Annotated in this window: 20 protein-coding genes; 6 read left to right on the top strand and 14 right to left on the bottom strand. The window is 42.9% G+C overall.

Annotated features, from left to right (window positions below):
• Window positions 1-117: 117 nt before the first annotated feature.
• Window positions 118-1,938 carry a discoidin domain-containing protein gene (locus QP775_RS10510; RefSeq protein ID WP_285105874.1) on the bottom strand — a complete coding sequence of 607 codons (1,821 nt, stop codon included), beginning with the start codon at window positions 1,936-1,938 and terminating at the stop codon, window positions 118-120.
• 681 nt (window positions 1,939-2,619) lie between these two features.
• The gene (locus tag QP775_RS10505) at window positions 2,620-3,498 is read right to left on the bottom strand and encodes a PhzF family phenazine biosynthesis isomerase (protein WP_239329139.1); all 879 of its coding nucleotides are present in this window, start codon (window positions 3,496-3,498) and stop codon (window positions 2,620-2,622) included.
• A 103-nt stretch (window positions 3,499-3,601) separates the two neighbouring features.
• Here QP775_RS10505 and QP775_RS10500 point away from each other — a divergent pair, with 103 nt between their 5' ends.
• On the top strand, window positions 3,602-3,916 hold the full coding sequence (locus QP775_RS10500; RefSeq protein WP_285105871.1) for a hypothetical protein: 315 nt from the start codon (window positions 3,602-3,604) through the stop codon (window positions 3,914-3,916).
• Here QP775_RS10500 and QP775_RS10495 read toward each other — a convergent pair.
• From QP775_RS10495 to QP775_RS10485, 3 genes are all read right to left on the bottom strand, one after another.
• Window positions 3,913-5,652, bottom strand: a complete 1,740-nt coding sequence (locus tag QP775_RS10495; protein WP_285105868.1) for an ABC-F family ATP-binding cassette domain-containing protein — start codon at window positions 5,650-5,652, stop codon at window positions 3,913-3,915. The genes QP775_RS10500 and QP775_RS10495 overlap by 4 nt on opposite strands.
• Window positions 5,653-6,264: 612 nt before the next feature.
• The gene (locus tag QP775_RS10490) at window positions 6,265-6,753 is read right to left on the bottom strand and encodes a hypothetical protein (RefSeq protein WP_285105866.1); all 489 of its coding nucleotides are present in this window, start codon (window positions 6,751-6,753) and stop codon (window positions 6,265-6,267) included.
• A gap of 405 nt (window positions 6,754-7,158) precedes the next feature.
• Window positions 7,159-7,485, bottom strand: coding sequence for a DUF5713 family protein (locus tag QP775_RS10485; protein WP_028543670.1), 327 nt, complete (start codon window positions 7,483-7,485; stop codon window positions 7,159-7,161).
• A gap of 266 nt (window positions 7,486-7,751) precedes the next feature.
• Here QP775_RS10485 and QP775_RS10480 point away from each other — a divergent pair, with 266 nt between their 5' ends.
• The 4 genes from QP775_RS10480 (at window position 7,752) to QP775_RS10465 (ending at window position 11,273) form a co-directional block, all read left to right on the top strand.
• A complete protein-coding gene (locus tag QP775_RS10480; RefSeq protein WP_285105863.1) occupies window positions 7,752-7,916 on the top strand; it encodes a hypothetical protein in 165 nt (54 codons plus the stop codon).
• A 1,219-nt stretch (window positions 7,917-9,135) separates the two neighbouring features.
• Window positions 9,136-10,269 carry a hypothetical protein gene (locus QP775_RS10475; RefSeq protein WP_285105861.1) on the top strand — a complete coding sequence of 378 codons (1,134 nt, stop codon included), beginning with the start codon at window positions 9,136-9,138 and terminating at the stop codon, window positions 10,267-10,269.
• Window positions 10,250-10,612 (top strand): hypothetical protein, encoded by a 363-nt coding sequence (locus tag QP775_RS10470; RefSeq protein WP_285105859.1) that lies wholly within the window; start codon window positions 10,250-10,252, stop codon window positions 10,610-10,612. Before QP775_RS10475 ends, QP775_RS10470 begins: the two co-directional genes overlap by 20 nt.
• On the top strand, window positions 10,596-11,273 hold the full coding sequence (locus tag QP775_RS10465) for a hypothetical protein (RefSeq protein WP_285105857.1): 678 nt from the start codon (window positions 10,596-10,598) through the stop codon (window positions 11,271-11,273). Before QP775_RS10470 ends, QP775_RS10465 begins: the two co-directional genes overlap by 17 nt.
• Before the next feature lie 364 nt (window positions 11,274-11,637).
• Here the strand turns inward: QP775_RS10465 and rlmH are convergent, their stop codons facing one another.
• From rlmH to QP775_RS10430, 7 genes are all read right to left on the bottom strand, one after another.
• Window positions 11,638-12,117: a 23S rRNA (pseudouridine(1915)-N(3))-methyltransferase RlmH gene (rlmH, locus tag QP775_RS10460; protein WP_028543668.1), complete on the bottom strand. Its 480-nt coding sequence runs from the start codon at window positions 12,115-12,117 to the stop codon at window positions 11,638-11,640.
• A 452-nt stretch (window positions 12,118-12,569) separates the two neighbouring features.
• Window positions 12,570-14,060, bottom strand: coding sequence for an erythromycin esterase family protein (locus QP775_RS10455; protein ID WP_285105855.1), 1,491 nt, complete (start codon window positions 14,058-14,060; stop codon window positions 12,570-12,572).
• A gap of 168 nt (window positions 14,061-14,228) precedes the next feature.
• Complete coding sequence (locus QP775_RS10450) at window positions 14,229-15,671, bottom strand: erythromycin esterase family protein (protein WP_285105854.1); 1,443 nt, start codon at window positions 15,669-15,671, stop codon at window positions 14,229-14,231.
• Between the two features lie 439 nt (window positions 15,672-16,110).
• The gene (locus tag QP775_RS10445) at window positions 16,111-16,911 is read right to left on the bottom strand and encodes a TerC family protein (protein ID WP_285105852.1); all 801 of its coding nucleotides are present in this window, start codon (window positions 16,909-16,911) and stop codon (window positions 16,111-16,113) included.
• A 320-nt stretch (window positions 16,912-17,231) separates the two neighbouring features.
• Window positions 17,232-17,777, bottom strand: a complete 546-nt coding sequence (locus QP775_RS10440) for a hypothetical protein (protein ID WP_285105850.1) — start codon at window positions 17,775-17,777, stop codon at window positions 17,232-17,234.
• A gap of 325 nt (window positions 17,778-18,102) precedes the next feature.
• Window positions 18,103-18,273, bottom strand: coding sequence for a CxxH/CxxC protein (locus QP775_RS10435; protein ID WP_239329152.1), 171 nt, complete (start codon window positions 18,271-18,273; stop codon window positions 18,103-18,105).
• 92 nt (window positions 18,274-18,365) lie between these two features.
• On the bottom strand, window positions 18,366-19,613 hold the full coding sequence (locus tag QP775_RS10430) for a S1C family serine protease (RefSeq protein ID WP_285105847.1): 1,248 nt from the start codon (window positions 19,611-19,613) through the stop codon (window positions 18,366-18,368).
• 308 nt (window positions 19,614-19,921) lie between these two features.
• Here QP775_RS10430 and QP775_RS10425 point away from each other — a divergent pair, with 308 nt between their 5' ends.
• Window positions 19,922-20,155, top strand: a complete 234-nt coding sequence (locus QP775_RS10425; protein WP_285105845.1) for a hypothetical protein — start codon at window positions 19,922-19,924, stop codon at window positions 20,153-20,155.
• Here QP775_RS10425 and QP775_RS10420 read toward each other — a convergent pair.
• Together QP775_RS10420 and yycI are read right to left on the bottom strand one after the other, a co-directional pair.
• Window positions 20,106-20,930 carry an MBL fold metallo-hydrolase gene (locus tag QP775_RS10420; RefSeq protein ID WP_285105843.1) on the bottom strand — a complete coding sequence of 275 codons (825 nt, stop codon included), beginning with the start codon at window positions 20,928-20,930 and terminating at the stop codon, window positions 20,106-20,108. The genes QP775_RS10425 and QP775_RS10420 overlap by 50 nt on opposite strands.
• The gene (gene yycI / locus QP775_RS10415; RefSeq protein WP_239329156.1) at window positions 20,927-21,667 is read right to left on the bottom strand and encodes a two-component system regulatory protein YycI; all 741 of its coding nucleotides are present in this window, start codon (window positions 21,665-21,667) and stop codon (window positions 20,927-20,929) included. The genes QP775_RS10420 and yycI overlap by 4 nt, the downstream gene beginning before the upstream one ends.
• Window positions 21,668-21,682 lie beyond the last annotated feature (15 nt).

Raw genomic sequence — 21,682 nt, 5'->3', positions numbered from 1 at the left:
AAAAATCATTACAGAAAATTGAGATATATGAAAGTTCCTCCCTGTGAAAATCAAAAAGCCCCTAAGACTTAAAGTCTCAGAGGCAATACATCTTTACTATTCTATCAGTCGCAAGGGTTATGTCGTAAAATTAGGGCCGTAAGCCTCAAACTCATAAATCCTTGCTGCGGGGTTTGTGGTCTGTGTAGGCTTCGTTACGTTCAGCTTAATATATCGTGCCGTTACTTCAGTTATCTTATCTACGGTAATACCTCTCGTATTGTTGAGTATGTTGACCACCGTGTTCCAGTTCGTACCATCAGTGCTGATCTGGATATTGTAAGCCTTGGTGTTGTACGAGGCGGTCTCTCCACCTTCCGATGCGTGCTTGATGACAAATTCGTTTACTTGCTGCACGGAACCGAGATCGATCTGCAGCCAACGGTTACTGGATTTGGAGCACCATTTGCTGTCATTGGTTACGCTACCGTCCACGGCTTTGAGCGCAGTTTGCGAGGCGTTGCACGTACTGTCAACCGTTGCGGGTTTATTTAATGCCACATTTGGAGGTCCGTATACCTCGAACGCATAGATTCTTGCTGCAAGGTTGGTGGTTTGCGTAGGCACCGTAACGTTCAACTTGATGTATCGAGCCGGCACAGTAGTTATTGTATCTAACGAAATGCCGCTTAGGTTATTGGTTACGTTTACGACCTTATTCCACTTCAGACCATCCGTGCTAACCTGGATATTATAAGCCTTCGTGTTGTAGGAGGCCGTCTCTCCGCCTTCCGATGCGTGCTTGATGACGAATTGGTTCACTTGCTTCACGGAGCCGAGATCGATCTGCAGCCAACGGTTACTGGATTTGGAGCACCATTTGCTATCATTGGCAACTAATCCGTCCACGGCTTTGGCCGCGGTTTGCGAAGTATTACATGTACTATCAACCGTCGCGGGTTTATTTAATGCCAAATTGGGTGGGCCGTATACCTGAAACTCGTAGATTCTTGCTACATGATCTGTGGTTTGCGTAGGCGTCGTAACGTTCAACTTGATATACCTTGCTGATAATGCAGTGATATTGTCTACCGTCGCACTATTTTTATTATCGGTTACGTTGACTGCCGTTTCCCAGTTCGCACCATCTGTGCTGACCTGGATATTATACGCCTTCGTGTTATAGAAGGTTGGCTCTCCGCCTTCCGCTGCGTGCTTGATGACAAATTGGTTCACTTGCTCAACGGAGCCGAGATCGATCTGCAGCCAACGGTTGCCGGATAAAGAGCACCATTTGCCGTTATTGGTTACGCTGCCGTCTACGGCTTTGGCCGCCGTCTCCGAGTCGTTGCACGTACTGTCCGCCTTCGCGGATTTATTTAATGCTAAGTTCGGAGAACTCACCGTTATCGTGTACGTCACCTTATTGGTACCGGTTTGCGAGGTCACGATGATCTTCATGCCCGTCGCTAGCGTCGTCGCTTTTGTTATTCCGTCTGCATTGTAGATCTCGAATGATGCATTCGCTGACGGCGTGATCGCGGCCTTCAACGCGGCTAGCTTGACGTCACTCCCGACAAGGATCGTCTCATTTACCGTCCCGCCGACGCTTACCGTACCGATCGTCGAGGTCAATGTCAATATAGCTGCGCCACACTTCGCGTCTGCACTCGAGGCCACCCATTTCGCATACAGCGTTAGGCTGCTATTAATTGGGTCTGACGCAAGGTAGGCTCGCGTTAGCGCACTGTCGTAGAACCAGCCTTTGAAGCTGTAGCACTCCTTCACCGGAGTTTGTTGAAAATATACTGTATCTCCGGGCCACACAAATTCAGGGGGAATCGTTGAGCCGCCGTTCGTATTATAAGTCACGACCTTTTGGCTATCGCTCCCTTTATCTCCGCCAGCAAATGACGAAGATCCGAATGCCATTAACGAAACGAGAAGAGCTACCACCATCAAGTAACCTCTTAACCTCGCTATATTCCTTTTCTTGCTTCGGATAATACCTAACTCTTCCAAGAATTGTGCCCCTTTCTCACTCCCTAATGATTAACGCTTTTGATACTGCGAGCTCTCCCGCAAAAGCATTCCTTAGCCTTTCGTTTGTACAACATCGTACAGCGCCTTTAACTGGCAATCGCATGAGGGGACTGGGGACGTATTCATATCATACGGCTGCTGCACCAACCATTATGTTATTCAAAATACGCGAAAGAATGTCTGCTTATTGTTACTTCTGCTGTAATAAGGTCGAAGGTCGAAATTACGCTCCTTTCCTGATTTACTTTGATATCCGATGCAATCTGAATGATGTATATTAGGATTTCGGCATTCATAATGCAAATTCCTGTAAATAAAATACTTTTTTCATAAAAATTATTGCTTTGGCGGGGTCAATGTATCGTCAACTCAACGGCATTATCGAATGCGATGAAACGCACTTTGTGCAGCCTGAAAGGGGCGCAAAAGCGTCATCCAGATCATGATAAAAGGGCGAGGATTGGTGGCATATAACCACCGGTCCTCGCCCTTTGTCTTTCCCCAAAACCATGCCCGGCAAAAGGTTTACCCAGCCCGTTGCGGAAGATCCGAAAAATTACGCCCTACTTGTGATACGGCTCTCCGCTAAGTCCATGATTAAATTAAAACATCAAACTCATTTACATAAACTGCATTACCCGTAACCTCTATCCCATTCCCGTTATCGGTCACGGACACTCGAATCTTGCCGTCCCTTCCGATCTCGTGCCCCTGCTCGATGAGAAGATCTAATGAAGGAGCGTGTTTGTTTATGTATCTAGCGTAGTAAGCGCCCATCACCCCAGACGCTGTACCAGTTACTGGGTCCTCGATGGTGCCAGAAAACGGAGAGGAAAAATGACGTGCGTGCATATGTGCATGGGGATCATAGGTTTCAATACAAAACGGATGGATAGATGCTTTAGGCATTTCCTTCAGCACATTCGGGAAAAGTTGATTGTTGGGCTGCATTCGTTTGAATGCGGCAAGGGTTCTTATTGGGATCAACAACGTCCATATACCTGTGCTTCCGTACAATGTTGGCAATTTTGACTCAATATCACTCTCTTCAATGCCCATTGAGTAAGCCAGATCTTTAAGAGAGCCTTTAAATTCTTGAAACTGGGGAACAGCTTGCTTCATGGTAATGTGAAGTCCGTCGTTTGAAGTAATTCGAATCGGCAAAACACCTGCTTTTGTTTCAATCCTAAGATCAGTATGATGACCCAGTAATCCCTTTGTTTTTAAAGCGTAGATAGTGGCCATTGTTGCGTGGCCACAAAGATTTATTTCATGGCCAGGAGTAAAAAAACGAATTCTTACATCTGCCTTATCGGATTTAAGAGGAAAAGCTGTTTCATTAAAACCTACTTTTTCTGCAATTTCCCTCATTTGTTCTTCGGTTAAAGTTTCACCATCCAATACTACTCCCGCTGGATTTCCCAAATTGGGAATACTGCTGAATGCATCGTAATGATAAACCTTTATTTTCCTCACATGTCCACCCCCATGTATTTAGATACACATATCATATTCGTGACCTAGAGCTAAGACCCTTTTTCATCTAGGGGTTATTTTCTTATTCAGGAGGTATGTAAAAATGAGAATCGTTAATACGAAGCATGACATTGTCACTTTGCGTTGTTCGGAAGTACTTCCTTCGGCGCTTGTCCTCCCGGTCGAGGACTACTTTAAACAACTGAGGGCTGAAGTGAGCGAGGAATCGGGGAGCACTTTCAGCTTGTGCCAGAAAGGCTACATCGTCCAGTGTTATCATTGCCCCGAAACCTTCACACATTTATACAAATCCATGCCCCGCAAGGAATTCCACAAAAAACTTGCCCTACTTATGATACAGCTCTCCATAACATCTAAAGAGCGAATTTTGGAGGCAGATCAGAGGATCGTATTTTAAAGCAACTTAATCAGTTCTTCTAGCTCATCAACCAATACTTTTGCAAGTTCAAAATTAGTATCTTTTAAAGCCAATTCTATTTTCATTTCAACTGCTTTTTTGTTTTGCTCCGCTTCTAAATAGTCTTTATCAAAATGTCTAGCATATATCATCTGTCTAAATTTTCGCATGCTCATTTTTCTAATCGTCTTATCGTCAATGATTAAAACATAATCCATACCATTTACAACAGAATAGAAATCATGAGATATCATGAGAATCGCACCTTTATAATCCTCAATGGCTTTTTCCAGCGCGATTTGTGTATAGGTGTCTAAATGGCTTGTAGGTTCGTCAAGAAGCAATACGTTTGCCTTACTAGCAGAAACTTTAGCCAATTGGAGTATATTTTTTTCTCCACCAGATAAAGATGCTATCTTCTGATTAACAATTTCTCCTTCAAAGCCATAGTGTGATATATACGATCTAACCTCATCATAAGTGCTAAACCCAGCATCAATGAATTCCTCTAGTATGGTATTAGAATCCTTTAACACTTCGCCTTGAAGCTGAGATAGATAAGTCACTTTAGCATCCGCATTTATTTCAATGGAATCATGATTATTGTTAAAGATATCTCGGAGTAAAGTCGTTTTTCCGGTACCGTTTGGACCGATAATGGCTACTTTATCCGTAGATTTTATCTCAAAGCTAACATTTTCTAATAGCAGCTCATCAAACGCAACACTATAATTACTGACATTTACAACAATGGTGTCTTCCATCTCATGATCAATATCAAAACGAATATTCGGTTGCTTAATATCAACAAATGGTGCTTTAATTCTACGCGCTTCCAATCTCTCTTGAAATCTAACTCGAGCTTTTAATGCTCTCCCTCTAGATGCTTCTGAATTAATAGTTGCAATAGCCCTAAGATTATCAATAATGTTATCGTATCTCTCAATTTCTTCTTGTTCAGCGACTGCGATTTCTTGCAACTCAATTTTTGTTTGAAGTAATGAGAAGTTATACTCCATATATCGCCCATCAAACTCTTGGATTTCCATGTTTTCAAGGTGAATAATTTTGTTGAAACAATGATTCAATAGATATCGGTTGTGGGTAACAACTAGCAGTATGCCTTTGTGAGAATTAATAAGATTTTTAAGCGCATTTAGGTTTTCAAAATCTAAAAATACATCGGGCTCATCCATAATCATCAAGTCGGGACTACTAAGCATCTCCTTCATCACTTGAATAAGCTTGAATTCTCCACCACTCAGCTCGGATACCCTAACATCTTTTAGCTTCATGAGGTTTGCTAAATTTAGTTTTTTATTAATGTTGCTTTCAAAATTATCGCCACCGATTGCATTAAACGCGTCTAAAGCTAATTGGTACCTTTCGAGTAACGACTCAATATCCGATGATGTTTCCATTTCAGTACAAAGAGATTGTATTTCATTTTGTATTTGAATAAATTCTTCCCCAATATATTCAAAAACGGTTGTTTCTTTCGTTCTGTCTAGTTGGGAGAACTGACTCACATACCCAATTGTGCAGGTTGGATCTATCTCTAACTTGCCCTCGAACAAATATTTTTCTGGATCCATCAGTATATCGATCAGTGTACTTTTACCACTGCCACTTGTTCCTATAAAAGCGCAATGCTGTGCCTCTTCTAACGTAAATGAAATGTTTGTGTATAGTTCTTTTTGTGGAAATGAGAAGGATAAGTTTTCAACTTTTATCATAGTACTACCTTTCTTTATAACTAAATTTGTGACTATTATTGAATGTATTGTAGAGCATAGCGTTTGAGTTTACCGTTGTTAGAGTAACACTGTTTACAACCAACTTCAATCCATTTATATTCCCATCCCTTGGGGGTCAAAGTTCCTTGTTAGTTCCTGACGAATAGCCAACGGATTAGGTCGGAAAGCTTTTGGGGAGGCTGCAGGGGTGAGCTGAATAGCCTTATGAATGCTCGGGTAAACGCCTCTTGTGATGAGAGTCCATACTTTACGGCAACGTCCAGAAGCCGCGAATCCATCGAGTCCTCAGATATATCCCGCAATGTCATCCCGGTTAATTGATTGAACTGTCCGGAACGATGTTACTTGTGATAAGGTTCACCGCGCTGGTAGAAGCGGCAAGTTTTAAAGGGGGCATGTCAATAATTTTGAGTAAACTCTTTTAAGGCCCGGGGAGCTAGCTCGTACGCTTTCTTCTACGCCTTGTAGTTTTCCACAAAAGAGGGATAAGCCCAGTCCAAATCACGGATCGAATTGATCCATGTATCGAGAAAATGGCAGAGCCAGGTGAGTACTCTATATTAGGAAATTTCGTGCTTGGTATTTGTTTCATCAATTAGTTGGCTCGTTATTGGGTTTTATGGCAGTCATTTTAATTTGGGTGAGGTTTTCTAAGTTGATTTCAATTTGTAGTTCGGTATGCTCATTAATAGCGATTAGGATTTTATCTTTAATTTCTAAGCTTTTTATAGGGTTTGAATTTTCAAAAAATATTCCCCATACCAAACGGTCTTCAGCATCCGTACAAGCAATAAATCCTTCATTTCCCATTTGACCATCACCGCCACAGATTTTCCCGTCTTGATAATCAATACTGACCCATTCATCAACGATCGTCCAACATTCAACATTATACTTTGATATGCTTTCAATAGTTGTGTCACACAAGGGAGAGCAATAAAATTTACTTTCATTTGTGTTGGGGTTATATGCGCTGTAACAACTTAAAATTGTTACAGTGCCATTTGGAAAGATGATGCTATTAACGCCGGGCAGTTCATGCTTTTCAAGATTCCAATGTTCCGCTACAATAATATTCATAATAAATCCCCCTTTATATCTTAAGTTACTAATATATACAGCTACTTGTTGAGAACAAAAAGCTATTTAATCTAGTAATCGTTTCCTTAGAAACTTTTTCACTGTATAGGCCTTCATTTTGCTTCCAGTGTAGCAATGCCTATTAATAGAGATGACGAACTGGGAATAAGCAAGATTGTATTGAACTCCAATGCCAACTGTAGATAGTAAGCGTCGGGTGTACATACTTACAATTTGAGTAACTTCGGAACCCCGATTGTACTGCTCATAGAAATATTCCTTGATCTCACACGAGGTGTCATTACCAAAAACCTCAGCACTCCATGTTCCCATACGCTCTTCACCTATAAAAAGGTATGTGTTGGCGTATAATGATGATGAAATAAAAATATATTTCCTAACAAACTACCAATCACGTTCACGAATGGCTACTTCTGTATCTATTTCGATACCAAAAAAGGCTAAAATATCTTCAACAGTTTGTGCAATTGATTCTCTGCCAACTGTTTCAATTTCGCTGTCATTTTCGTCAAACTCTTCTGCAAGATCATTGATTGCATTGATGGCGGAATTAAGCTTTGATTGAATTTCCTCGATATCTTGATTACCTTGTTCCAAAAATTCAACAACTTTAACTAGTTCAGCTTTGACTTTATCCACAAGAAAATTAGGGAAGTATCCATCTATATACATATCTTTTAAATATTCAAAATCAGAACTTAGTTTTTTCATGAAATGATCCTCCAATAACATGGCTAGAATAGGATAACTTTACCGCCTTTACTTTATCTGTGTCAATCATAAGGAAAAGCACGTTCTATTGGCCCATCTGGATGAAATAGTAGAGGGATTGTTTGAATCAAGAATGAATTTTATCGGAGAAGTACCCTATGAAGGAGAAAAAAGAATGCGTAAAAAGGTAACACAGCTTATGGCTTGTGTTCTGGTTGTTCTGTTGATAATGACACTGCTACCTGAACTGTCTGGAGGAAAGGCTTATGCCCTACATCATCAGCACAGTGGCTGGCACAGGTGTAGATGGAAATTCGGGAGACGGGGGAGCAGCAAAGGTTTCTGCTGCGTCCATTTGTTCCATCTCCGGCGAAAATTTTTCGCCCTACTTATGGTACGGTTCAGCGAATCATCTATATGGCGAAATTTAGGGGCATCTGTTCGGGTGTCCTTTTACCACTTAATACGTTGAAAATAATTAAGTTACATAATCGATCTTTATCTGTAGATACTTCGTTATAGTATACTTTTAACTACTTCTTTTTTGAATTTTGCATACTAGACTGTGAAGAGATAAGGATTCTCACGTAATGACTTAACTACCTCGATAGACAAAAATCCACTTGTCACAAAAGTCCTCCAACACAGCAAGTCCTACTGTTTTATCTTCTACTAGGTATACTGATTTAAAGTTCTTACAGATTTTATATCGATCAGATACACTTACTTATTAAGCAAAGTTACGGCAACACATACGGCAAGCTTAGTACCACGCTTGAGGATAGTCTTAAGTAGACGATGAGCAAGACTTCTTCTGTTCCACGAGTTCTAACACCCTATAGAAGCTCGTTCCAAACATAGGCTGATGCTGTGGGGGCAATAACGTACGTTAAACATCTCTTTGGAGCCATCTTCACGAATATCTGCCAAGTTAAACAGCTTCCTTAGAGACCGTTTCACGCATAACCTAAATGTGAGTGGCATTGATATAGACACAGATGTAACGCTTAGCGAAGGAATCGATGTGTTTAACCATCTTTTTAGTCATGTTATACATGGTCTGTGGCGTACAGTGAGGACCATACTTTTTCTCAAAAGAATAACAATTTCCATCATCGTAACACCCTTTTGAAAGAAGTATAGATTCAAGAGTATCATTGGAGAAGCTTGTAGGGAACTACTGTCTGCTATTTAAACTCCTAGTTACGATCCCAAGGGATAAGGTTGCAACCCTCCGTACTCTGTATCGATATGAAGCGTACGAATGTAATCCCCGTTTTGAGAGTTACCAGAATGAAGTCCAATACAATCATATTTACATAGTCTAGGAAAGATATTAATTCCGTTTCAAGCATACGATTCATAACCAATTCCAAATGTTCACGGAAAACTTCTGTTACATACTACATTGTGACTAGAGCTTGTACCGTATCTGTTGTAAAATTATTCATAGGGAAGACCTCTTTTTTGGAATTCTTTGGGGTAATCCATTTCTACAAAAATAGGCCTTGCTTTTTCAGTTTATCTATTTACACAAAATATTTTACGATTAGAAACGATCCTAAATCATTCCCTTTTACTATGTGTTAATACGAAGGTATTATAGAAATTTAAAAATGCATTTTAATTTACAATTTTGGGGGAAATAATATGGAATATAAACATGTAATTCAAACTACAATCAAAGAAGTATATCCTAACTATTTAGTAAAAAAGTTGCTAAAAACACTTGAAGAAGAAAAAGGAATTATTAGTTACAAAGCTAACTTATTTTCACAAGATGCTTACATTTTCAGTAATGAGGATGGAAGCACGTATCATCCTAAATATGACGCTACAGAGTTATTAACCACCCTTGAACATAAAACAACTGATGTTATTTCCGTTATCCAAGATCAAGAATACGAGTCTCCGTACAGTTATTCCGTATTATTTGAAATACAAGCGGATTGGGCAAATAATTTAAAAACTGCTATTGATGAAGGTATTATTATTTCTACTGAATCGGATGATTATCTTTATGATCAATTAAGCACGAGTATTATCAACTGTAAACCCTCACATAAAAAAGTAGCTGGCTTGGATATTTTAAAATTTTCATTGCATTTAGTTGGTTATTTACCTCAAGAAAACGACAATAAACGTGAAATCGTTTATCCAATTATTTGTTTGTTGAATACTGAAACTAAAATGCTAGAAATTCGCTTTGAAAAAGTAAAAGGATATATTAGCAATGGGGAAGGCGGCTTTTACATCAAAAAAATCGAGGAAGTTAAACAAAGATTAGAAGGCCTATTAGGCATTGAGTTACTAGCAATAAATCTATCCTCTATTGTGAAATACATTAAAGAAACATTGAATGAATCTGAGGAGAATGAGGTAGCAGTATCTGCTCAAGCACTCGAATATCATACTGGCTCAAAAGCAGTATTAGATACAGGTAATAATGATAATATGATTTTACCTCTAATTGGAAACCTAAAAGATATTTTAAGGAATCATGAAGATCTCTTCGATGCAAATGATGAAACTAGACAAATACAAGAACTGCTTGAAGAAATAATTCTAGAAGCAGAGTATCTCTCTGATCATCCTTGGATAACATTAGCTTGGAAAAATGAAGTGAAAAGTAAGGTTTTGAAAGTGAAGTTCCTTTTCAACTATCACGGTCAGGATTTCAGTGTTTTACAATACTATGGCAACAATGCCGATTCGGAGAGGATGTCTTATGTTACACAATTCATTTTTGATAACAAGCAACAACTTGCCAGTCAAACTGAATAAAAAACAGCAAGCAGCTCTTACTCGCCTTTTCAAACTTTTCAAACCTGGTAACTACGTGTATCCAGGAGTTTTAATTCGTGAATTAAACATTGAAATGAAAGTAGCTTATCAAATTTTAAATTTACTTAAAGAAAACGGCTATCTTAAAGAACTGTATGAAATTTATTGTCCTAGTGAATCCAAGTCTATTGGTAAACTTTACGACAACCTTTTGGACTTATTAGGAGATGATTTAGAGCAATATTGCCCAGAATGTGGTCAAATGATTAATGTACAAGAAAATAATATTTTGATTTATCAAGTACTACATCAGGTGGAGATTACTTATGAAGAGCAAACCTGATGGTTATAATGCATTAGAATTAATATTTGAACAATGTCATAGAGAAGCTACAGAATTTCAAAAATCTTTGCTTCTTAATGATGGAAACAAAGCGTTATTATCCACTTTAATCGATAAAATAGAAACAGAGACATTCAGCACAGAGAAAGAAAAAGGCGATGCACTTGAAACATTAACTAGAGAAACATTAAAAATGTTAAAGTTTTTTGATGCACTGCCGAATATTCATACTTCAACAAACGAAATAGATTTTCTTTGTAAATTATCTACAAGTGGTACTATCGCTAAAGCAAAAGGATATTTTAATTTTGAAGATGATTTTCTTATCGAGTGTAAAAACTATGCTCGACCAGTAGATGTCACCTATGTTGGTAAGTTTGCTTGCCTACTTATAAGCCAAAATAAATCATTTGGAATTTTAGTTTCTAAGAGAGGCATTACTGGATCTAATTGGTCAGATGCTTATGGGTGGACTAAGAAGTTATTTTTAAAATGTAATGTTCTTATTATTAGCTTTACAATGAATGATTTTAGGGAGCTTATAAATAATAAATCTTTCTTCGAAATTATAGAACAAAAAAAGACGGATATCATAAACGATACAGATATTAATGGGCATCTAAAAAAACATCCAGCAATGGAATATTCCCCTCCACAATGAATTGCATCCAATTGCTAAGGGGATTTTTTATATTGTTAACTGCTTTGAATCTGATAAAAAAATTGGAAGTATTATTTACAATTCTTTTTTGCTCTTCCAGCGGGGTAATGAAATTACTGATTCAACTACTTGAAGATATTGAGGATATACTTCACCTAATAACGAAATAAAAACAATTTTCAGTCGTACAGTACCTTGATTGCGGTCTTGAAAACATGATAGCGATTTTATGGTTTGGGAGGATGAGGAAGGACCTGACTTCCTCCCGCATCCAGATTTCATAAGGCATTCTAGACTTAACTAATCCAATCTTCTCTATGCACTGTAGTAGAACTTCCCCTATCATTTAAAACAAATTTTCGACCTACTTATGATACGGTTCCCCCCGATTAATCTTCACCGCTCGGTAAATCTGCTCCACCAGCACCAGGCGCATCAACTGGTGCGGCAGCGTCATGCGCCCGAAGCTGAGCTTCGACTGCGCGCGGCGCATCACGGCTGGCGACAGGCCTACCGAGCCGCCGATAATATACACGACATGGCTCGTACCATACGTGCCGAGCTTGTCCATATGCGCCGCCAAGTCTTCGCTCGACCAGAGCTGGCCGTCGATTGCTAGCGCAACCACATGCGCCTCCGGCTTCACGTGCGCAAGAATGCGCTCGCCTTCCCGTTCCTGCACCTGCAGCAGCTCGGCGTCGCTCATATTTTCAGGTGCCTTCTCGTCAGGCACTTCGATCACCTGGAACTTCACATAAGGCGCAAGGCGTTTGCTATACTCCGCAATGCCCTGCACCAAGTATTTTTCTTTTAACTTACCTACACTGATCAATTGAATAAACATAATCACTATCCCCGTTTCGATTACAACTCACAAATAGAATAATACGGGCAAATAGCCTTCATACCTATTTAAAATGGTATGCAGCTAATCCCCTAGAGCTGCTTGCTACAAGCTAGTGTACCCGAAGGGGAACCTTCTAGTCTATGTCCACCCACTGCTTCATTTTTCAAAGTGACCACAAACAACGTCACATTTCACCCCAGTCGGACTAGAAGGTAATTATACAATAAAGAAGACAGCCTTCTTTCGAAAGCTGTCCCTGTCCTTGCACTTCCTATAAATATGAGGAGTATCCATCATCATGGCTGTTCTCACTTCTGCTTGCATCTCTACAAACAACATGATTGGCTTGCTCTTCATTTACACACCAGTCCACAGACCATCCAATGAGCGCTACATCTCCCATCCATTCACCCGAGTTAAACCCTAGCTTCCCTTCAACGCCCTTATCCCTATTTCTTAAAATACTTAGGTGCCGATACCTGATCAATATACAATATACCGTCATACTGCTCAAATGGTACGCTGCTTACAGGGGACACACCAGTGTAGTAAGAACCCATCTGCTGTCTCATCCAAGAGTTATCTGTCGTCTCTGGTTTATATCGCATGTCTACAAAGGAGTAACGATGTCCTGCCCCCTTCATCACTTCCTCGATGGAGTGCGCCATTGGTGGCAGCACATCGAAAATTTCGCCTGTCACGTGGGCATTTTTGCCGCCCCCCATATACAGACCCATCACGTAGCTTTGATCTTTGAACTTTGTCTTCTGCATCAGCTCGCCCATATGCACACGCGGCAGCGAGTTTAACTCCTTGGAATACGCCTTGGAAATGTGACCGTTGTGCGCCCACACGATCATTTTCTCTTTCGGGTACACATTCGTTGCTAGCCAGACCAAGTTGTCCGCCATCATGCGGTCACGATATTCGGAGGACTTGATAACAGATTGATAGTCCATCGACTTGCCTAACATAAATCCGGTCGAAGCAATCGTCGTCTCCATGTACTCCTTCACCACTTGGATACGGTTATCAAGTGCACGCTCGACCATCTTCACGATGTGCGGGTTGTCCGGGAATTGACGACGCAGTGCAGCGGCACGTTTAGGCGTAATCTGGCGCACTTGTTGGTACACATTTAACAGCTTCGGCTTTGCTTTGGCATAAGCAGCCAGATCCTCGCTTTGCTCCCAGCGGTCCAACTCCAGCTCGGCCTCCTGGAAGCGCTTGGCCAGCTTGGCATCCCCCATCCATTCGCCTGAGAATAATGGCCCTTGCGGCTGCATATCGAACCCAGCCAACGCCAGCGGCTTCTTCGTCTTTTGCGTATCCTGAATATATTGGAACAACGGTACCGTCTCTTCCGCCTGCCAGATGCGGAAGATGGAATCCTTCATCGTTTGTACGGGCTTCTTGGACTTCACGTTCCCGTAAGCAGAAGCGGCATTGCCGAGATTCGTCTCAAACGCAACCACATTAAAGCCCAGTTCTTGATGCATATATTGAATGAGTCGTGTCTTCACCGAATTGTATTCAGCTGCACCGTGAGAACTTTCGCCCAAGTATACGATACGTTTGTCCTTTAGCAGCGTTTTTAATGGCGCCAAGTCTTTGAATTGGTCTGCCTTGACGACTGCATTCTTTGTAGCTTCAGGCTTGATGGTTTTCAATGCAATGGCATTGCTCTTCATCCACTGCTGCCAATCTTGACGCGTTTCTGTGCTGGTTCGTGCTCCATCCTGATCTGCTGCCTTCACTTCATTTGCTTTTTGCGCTTGTGCGCCATTCTGCGCCGCTGGTTCCGCTGTCACAGCTTCCTTGCTCTCAGCAGCAGCTCCATGAACAGTCGTTGTATAGGATAATAACGTTCCCAGTGTCATGATCGTAGCGAGGAACAAGGACAAGCCCCGCTTCTTCCAAGTTAGTGATTGTGTGTTCATCCGAACATCCTCCAAGTCATATATGTAGTGGCTTATTACTAAGCACGCGTTTACCTATTTAGCCAAGCAATCATGTAACCATTTGCTAAAAAAGAAGCCTGGTTATCCTTTTCTTCATTCCATCATCTCGCATCAGATCTTCCTTATTGCACAACTACCGTTACTCTCCTACTCGATGTAATTCGATGGCTTCACTTTATCGATATACAGAATGCCATCATACTGATCGCGCGGCACAAATGTCTCTGGGTACATGCCCCAATAGTATCCGGTACGCTTCTGAGTCATCCACGAGTTACCCGGTACCTTTAACTGATGACGCATGTCCACAAACGTATACGGGCGATTAGCCGACTTTATTACCGCTTCGATCGAGTTTGGCTGCAATGCCGCGACATCGATTGGATTGCCCGTGTTGTCCGCTGTCTGACCGCTGCCCATATACAAACCAAGCGAATAGCTGTAAGGCCCAAATAACGTCTCATGCATCCGCTCACCCATTGCTTTTGCCGGGATGAACGATTGTTCTATCTTCGATTGCGCTTTGCTGATATGGGTGTTATGTCCCCAAACGATGATTTTCTCTGTCGGATAGACCTCGGTAGCCAACCAAAGCAGATTGTCGGCCATCGCTTGATCGCGCCATTCAAACGTTTTTAACATCGGCGCATAGTCAGCATTTTTAATAGCTATATTGGCGTTGATGTTCATTTCCAAATACGCTTCTACCACTCGAATCCGATCGTCCAAAGTCCGGTTAACCAGAGCAACAATATGCGGGTTGTCTGGATACTGCTCCATTAATTGTTTTTCACGTGTTGCGACCTTGCTTTTCACATCTTTGTACAGCTTCAACAGCTCGGGCTTCACCTGCTGGTAAGCTGCCAGATCTTCGGAACCAAGCCAAGAGCCCAACTTTTTATCCATCTCGGTGTACCGCTTCGCTAACTCCTCATCTCCCATCCAATCACCAGACAAGAAAGCACCCATGGATTGCATATCCACGCCCGTTAATTGCAGCGGTTGAGCCGTTGCTTGTGTATCTTTTAAATATTGAAATAATGGCAGTGTCTCTTGAGCCCACCATTGTGGGAACACAGAGCTTTTCATCATCTGTTCTGGCGTCTTGCTCTTTACGTTTCCATACCCTGTAGCCGCATTGCCCATCGGTGTTTCAAAGGCAACTACGTTAAAGCCCAGCTCTTCATGCAAAAATTGAATGATGCGTGACTTCGCCGAATTGAACTCGGCTGCTCCATGAGAGCTCTCACCGAGGTATACGATACGTTTGTCCATTAGAAGCGGCTTCAGCATATCAAGATCTGAAAAGCTGCCTTTCGCAAACTTGCCATCCTTCATCGCTGCAGGCTGAATCGTATCCAGCGAATAGGCGTATGTCTTCATCCACTTCTTCCACTGCTCCAGCTGAGCCGCAGATGTTGTATCCTTTATTTCAATAGTAGTGTTAGAGGCAGACTTGCTTGCTTCCTCTCCTTGAGCATATATAGATGTTCCAAATGAGAACATGGAACCTAATGATAGGATAGATGCAAGCGCAATCTGGATCGTGCGGCGCTTCCAATTTGTTGTGAATGTGTTTGTGCTAGTCAACTTAAACATCTCCTCTGTGTCGTCGTTCTTGATGTCCCCATCTTAACCCGCTACACATATAAAAACCTTATAATACCGCCGAATTATACCCTTTTCAGGGTTGAGTGGAGCATCTAAATGGATGAATGGAACGCTTATGAACGTTGAAGGTATACCCCCAGTATCGTAATTCCCATCCATGATCTAGTCTTATCGCTCGATGAGTTACATCTGCATACACAGCAAAAAGACGCTGCCCCATTTTCAAGAGCATACGCCTTTGACCTAGCTTGTTTTGTACCACCTGTTCTTGTTACCTTACTACTTACTTCCTCGCGTCATCGATGGACACCGTTCTTTATTTCTTTACTTTTGCTATCGCTCTGTTGACTTCGTTACTTTAGTGCCATCACAATAAGCCTGTCTGTTGTCTGCCATTCGTCTATCGATCTAACGATATTTACTCTGCAGCAGCCAATGGCTTTTTGTCACCCTTCTCTTTATCGCTCGATAAGAACCAACCGCCTACAGCAATTAATACCAGCACAACATAGAACGTAATTTTCCACGCAGAAGAATGAGCAAACGATTCTGGAATAATGGCCAACGCCGGATGAGACATCGTATATACCGCCAGCTTCACCCCGACCCAACCTACAATTGCAAAGGCCGCAACCTCTAAGCCAGGCTTACGCTCCAGCAGCTTCACAAACAACGTCGCCGCAAAGCGCATAATGACCAACCCGACAAAGCCCCCAATAAAGATCACAAGGAAGTGACCACCATCCATGCCGCCGATATTCGGCAGCTTCGTAGCCGGGAGTGCAACAGCAAGTGCAACGGCTGCTAGAATTGAATCAACAGCAAACGCAATATCCGCTACTTCGACTTTAATGACCGTTGTCCAGAAGCCTGCGCCTTTTACTTTCTTAGCGGCAGCATCCGCCTCAGCTTGCGAATCGCCATGTTTCTTGAAGATTACTTTTCTGAAAATGTGGTTCAGCGACATAAATAAGAGATATAAAGCTCCGATCGCCTGCACCTGCCATACATCTACTAGATACGAGATCGCAAACAATGAGCCGAATCGGAATACAAAAGCGCCCGCGAGTCCATAAAATAACGCTCTTTTCCGTTCTTTCTCCGGCAAATGCTTCACCATGATAGCTAGAACCAGCGCATTGTCCGCTGCCAGGAGACCTTCGATGGCAATTAAGACTAATAATACCCATCCGTACTCCATCAATAATGCAAAATCCATCTTGATCCCTCCATTGTTATCTTATTAATGCCCATTTTGTCTGCACATGATGAGTGGATTGCCGCTTTGCAGGTTGTTCGCATGTTATTACACAAAAAAGACCTTTGCCTAAATAGGCAAAGGTCTCGCTAACAACGTTACGTTGCCAATAAAGCCGGAGAAGTTCATTCTCGAAATGACGACTTTACTGTAGCAGCTACTCCCCTTTGGAGTATGTCACACACTATGAAGTTCGACTTGTTACCTTCTTGCTCTTAATGACTACGTTACAAATACGCGCGTAGACGGCAGCAGGTTTCAAAACTTTTTATATTATTTTTTTAAAATCCTAACAAACGTCTAAACCAATAAAATAAGTCTTCCGTAATAGGAACGAGGCCGAATCCATGCTTCCCAATCACTACGACACCGTAGGCCCACTCGCCAATACTCCCTACACCAAGTGCCTTCTCTGCAATCACTAACGCGCCAAGTCCCCACTCTCCGATCGCAATAGCACCAACCGCCGCTTCGCCAATCGCGATGGCACCTATAGCAAATGGCGCTAAAGCGATTGCCCCTAGTGCGAGGCCATTGCTTATAGAGATGGCGCCCACTGCCAACCACAGAGCTGCTGCTATCGCTCCGACAGAGAATAACCCCAGGCTAATAACGCCAATCGAGATCAAACCAACCGCAATATCACCGATCGCAATCAAGCCTACCGCCACTTTGGGGCGGTGAAATTTCCCTTGTCGATAGGACAAGTTGCTTCTAATACTAATGATCGGAAAGCTTGAAGAAGGCCACTGGTAATCAATTTCCCTGTCGTGTCCGCTCGCATATTCATCTGTCATCATTCGTTTGAATCGTTGATGCCATTTCATGCTAACACCCCGCTCTATTATCTTCATGTACCTCTATTGTACTTCAGCCGAAGAAAATCGTGATCAGGCCGTGACTGTACAGCAGTTCCGTCCCTAGACCGATATATGCACAACTGTAAAAGAGTATGACATGCTCCTCAAACGTTCATCCACATGTGGATAACCTCATTTTTGCTTCCAATCCGACTTATCCCCAAGCAAATAAAAGAACAAGGGCTCGGTCTTCACACCATTACCCTTGTTCTCACATTCTCATCAATATATCCACAAGCATTCGCTCTGCTACAATCAGAGCTTCATCTTCCTAATGGCGCTCCGGCCATGCTTACACAACCAGAAACTGCGCTTCCGCTTCACAGTTCATGCAGCACTTGATCGGACGCTCCCAGTCACTGAACTGCGCATCGTCCAGATTAACGATATCCGGCGCATCTTCAAATTCATCCACAAACTTATCAATGGCGAGCTCCACGTGCTCTTTACATACTACGTACATGATGTTCCCTCTTTCTTGCCTTCTTGCTGACTGTGTATACGTATAACTCTACCCCATCAGTATGATTTGTTCAAGGGTGAAGCGTCATCCCACTATGATTCTGGCTTATCCGTAAGTGTGATTGCAACTGTCATCATCTCGCCATCGCGATAGAACACGACATTCATAGAATCGCCAATCTTCTTGTTCTCATACAAATATTTACGAAGCTCAAGGGTGGAACCGATGTCCTCACTGTCAAACTTCACAATAACGTCATTCAGCTTCAGGCCCGCCGTTTCTGCAGGTCCTGTTGCTTCAAGCACGATTACACCTTGAGTAACGGAATCAGGCAGCTTCATATCCGCCCGCTGCTCCTTTGTAATCGGTGCATATGGATTGTTAAGGTCAACCGTGTATACCCCAAGGTATGGACGAACGACCTTGCCGTTCTCCATCAATTGCTCGACGATAGACGTCACTTCGTGCGATGGAATCGCAAATCCCAATCCTTCTACACCTGTCGTGGAAATCTTCATCGTATTGATGCCGATGACACGTCCGCTCAGGTCCACGAGAGCACCGCCGCTGTTGCCTTCATTGATGGCGGCATCCGTCTGAATGACACTTTGCTCCCAGTCATAGACGCCATCTGCATTCAGCGAGACTGGTATTACCCTGTTTGTGTAGCTGATAATACCGGCAGTCAAGGAGTCGCCTAGGCCGAGTGGATTGCCGATGGCAATTACCGTCTCGCCTCGGCGCAGCTTGCGGGAATCACCAAGCTCCGCAACAGCCGAAATGCCAGCGCTGTCCATCTTCAGTACAGCAATATCTGTCACTTTATCCTTGCCGACCAGTTCAGCATGCTTGCGCTGTCCATTCGCCATCACAACTTCCAATAAATCAGCACCCTGCACAACATGATCATTAGTCATCACATAAGCTTTGCCATCTTCTTGCTTAAAAATGACGCCAGAACCAAGGCTCGCCTCTTGGGGCTTGCTTTCCTGCTCCATCAGATCCTTCTGCTTGTTGACGATGCTGACGACTGTTGGGCTTACTTTCGCTGCGGCCTGCACGATCCGTTCATATGGATCATTCACATATCCCCCGCTAGCTGATGCAATCTGCTGGCTCGGAGTCCCCGTTCCCGTAAGCCAGCTATATAGAATAACCGCCATTAATGCACTGATTACAGAGCTAATGACAGCAACCTTAACGGTTGATATCTGCCGTCTGCTCCGCGCTCTGCTAAGCTTGCGCCACCCTGTACGCGGTGCCTGTTCCTCTTCCAGCCAAGCACGTTCGCGCCTGCGTGATATTTTTGGCGAATAGAAATCATCATCAAACAAGCCCATCCGCAACCAACTCCCTCTCAACCAGGGCCCTCGCCCCTCCGGTTGTTCCCAATTCGAAGCCCTCACTTGGCTCTATTTCCATTTACACATGAATGCGACTGCTTCAAACGGTTAACAATATATATTAATGCATATGACAAGCTTACAATGAACATGAAATGAAAAGAATTCTGTTTGCCCATAAACGCTGAACAATTGTCATAGACTGTCTGTCTGATTCATATTCTATCACAAGATACTTCATAGAGGGCTTGATTACGAGAAAGTATTCTCTATTATTTCATCCCATTTCGAGAGGAGAATGAGCTGTGTCACGAATATCCCCTACTTGGTCGGACATCGACCTTATCGGTAAAATTGCCGATCTCAAGCATGACAATTATCGTCTTACCTTGGCCGTCTCCACCATGATGGAGCTGTTGGTCGAGAAAGGACTGCTAACGCATGATGATATCTCACGCAAGGCAGCCGACCTAGATGCCTTCCTGCAAGTTACAGATGAAGCGCCAACTTCTGCTCGCGCACGGTATCCCATGACGTAGGACGGTCATAATACGTATCTAGAATCTTCAGTTCCGACTCTTTGTAGAAATGGCCCCGGTCCTCCATCACATTCTGGACCGTCATCTTAGCCAAGTCCTGCTGATTATGCTCACGGCTGAGATGCGCCAGATAGACACGGCGCGTGTTACCAGTCATAGCATCACATAGCGCCTCACCAGCCGCTTCATTAGATAAGTGACCCATATCGCCAAGGATGCGGCGCTTGATGTTCCAAGGATAACGGCCCATGCGGAGCATTTCCACATCGTGATTCGACTCCAGCACCATAACGTCAGAGTCTATAATGGCATCACGAACCTTGTCGCTCATGTAGCCCAGATCTGTTGTCACGCTTAGCTTTGTATCACCCTCGTGAAACGTATACGCGACTGGCTCCGCTGCATCATGTGAGATGCCAACGGATTCGACACGCAAGTCGCCAAAGTCTTTTGCCTCCCCCGTCTGCATCACAATCCGATTCTCTTCTGCAATTGTCCCAATATGCTTTTCTAGTGCTTCCCATGTCTTCTCATTGGCATAGACAGGAACGTTGTGCTTACGTGCGAATGCACCTAGCCCCTTAATATGGTCCGAGTGCTCATGCGTAACTAGAATACCGTCAATATTAGCGCCAGACAGACCCTGTTCCTTCAAAAGTTCGTCTGTCCGCTTGCAGCTTAATCCAACATCTATCATCAAGGTGGCATCGTCATTTTGAATAACCGTTGCATTCCCTGTAGAACCGCTCGACAACACGGTAAATCGTAAACTCATAGCTTGCTCTCCTTCTTTCCTACTGGCACATGCTCTACTGCTCCGTTAATCGCGTTCATATAGTACGCGTCGCCACTATCCAACAATACTCTCCAAGTAGGTGCTGCTACCTGCGTATCCGTGTTAAACAATTGCCCATGATACCCGAGCCGCACATCTCTTACGACCGCATTGGTTGGCAATATTTCAATAACCCTGCCAAGTGCTTGTGTAGCAGGGAGTATTTTCTGCTCCTGGGCATCCTTCGAATCTTCCGGCTCCGCATATTGCTGGCTGAAAGCCTTGATCTTCTGACTTTCATAATACAACTCAAGCTTTACCTCAAATAGTGGCAGTCCGTTAGCCATTTGCTGATGCAGCACAAATACACGATCATCACCGGAAAATTGATCATAGTGGTACATTTCCATATGCTCAATTTCATCATCCAACCCGCGGACAAGCTCCTTTTGTGAGAAAATAATTTTCGTATCTTCCTGCTGCTTCAAAGGTGTCTTGTACTTCCTAGTTGTAATCCGATACGTCAACTCATGCAAGGACGGCGTCTCGGACGGTATGGTCGCCAACACTTGGATCTGCTTCTTATTCATAATAAGCTGCGTCTCCGCAGACAAGGAAGTCCAATCCAGCTCAGAGTGCATCTTATCTCGCAAATCCTGCCATAACTGATAACCGAGCACTACATTAAGCAGCAGAAACGCATAAATAAGCACACTTTTGGCACGGCTCCAATCCATCCTGGACACCTCCTT

Origin of the sequence: Paenibacillus sp. UMB4589-SE434 (genome assembly GCF_030226685.1) — a bacterium.
GTDB lineage: Bacteria > Bacillota > Bacilli > Paenibacillales > Paenibacillaceae > Paenibacillus_B.
Note: the sequence above shows the minus strand (reverse complement) of the source record. Positions and strands in the feature narration are given on the sequence as shown.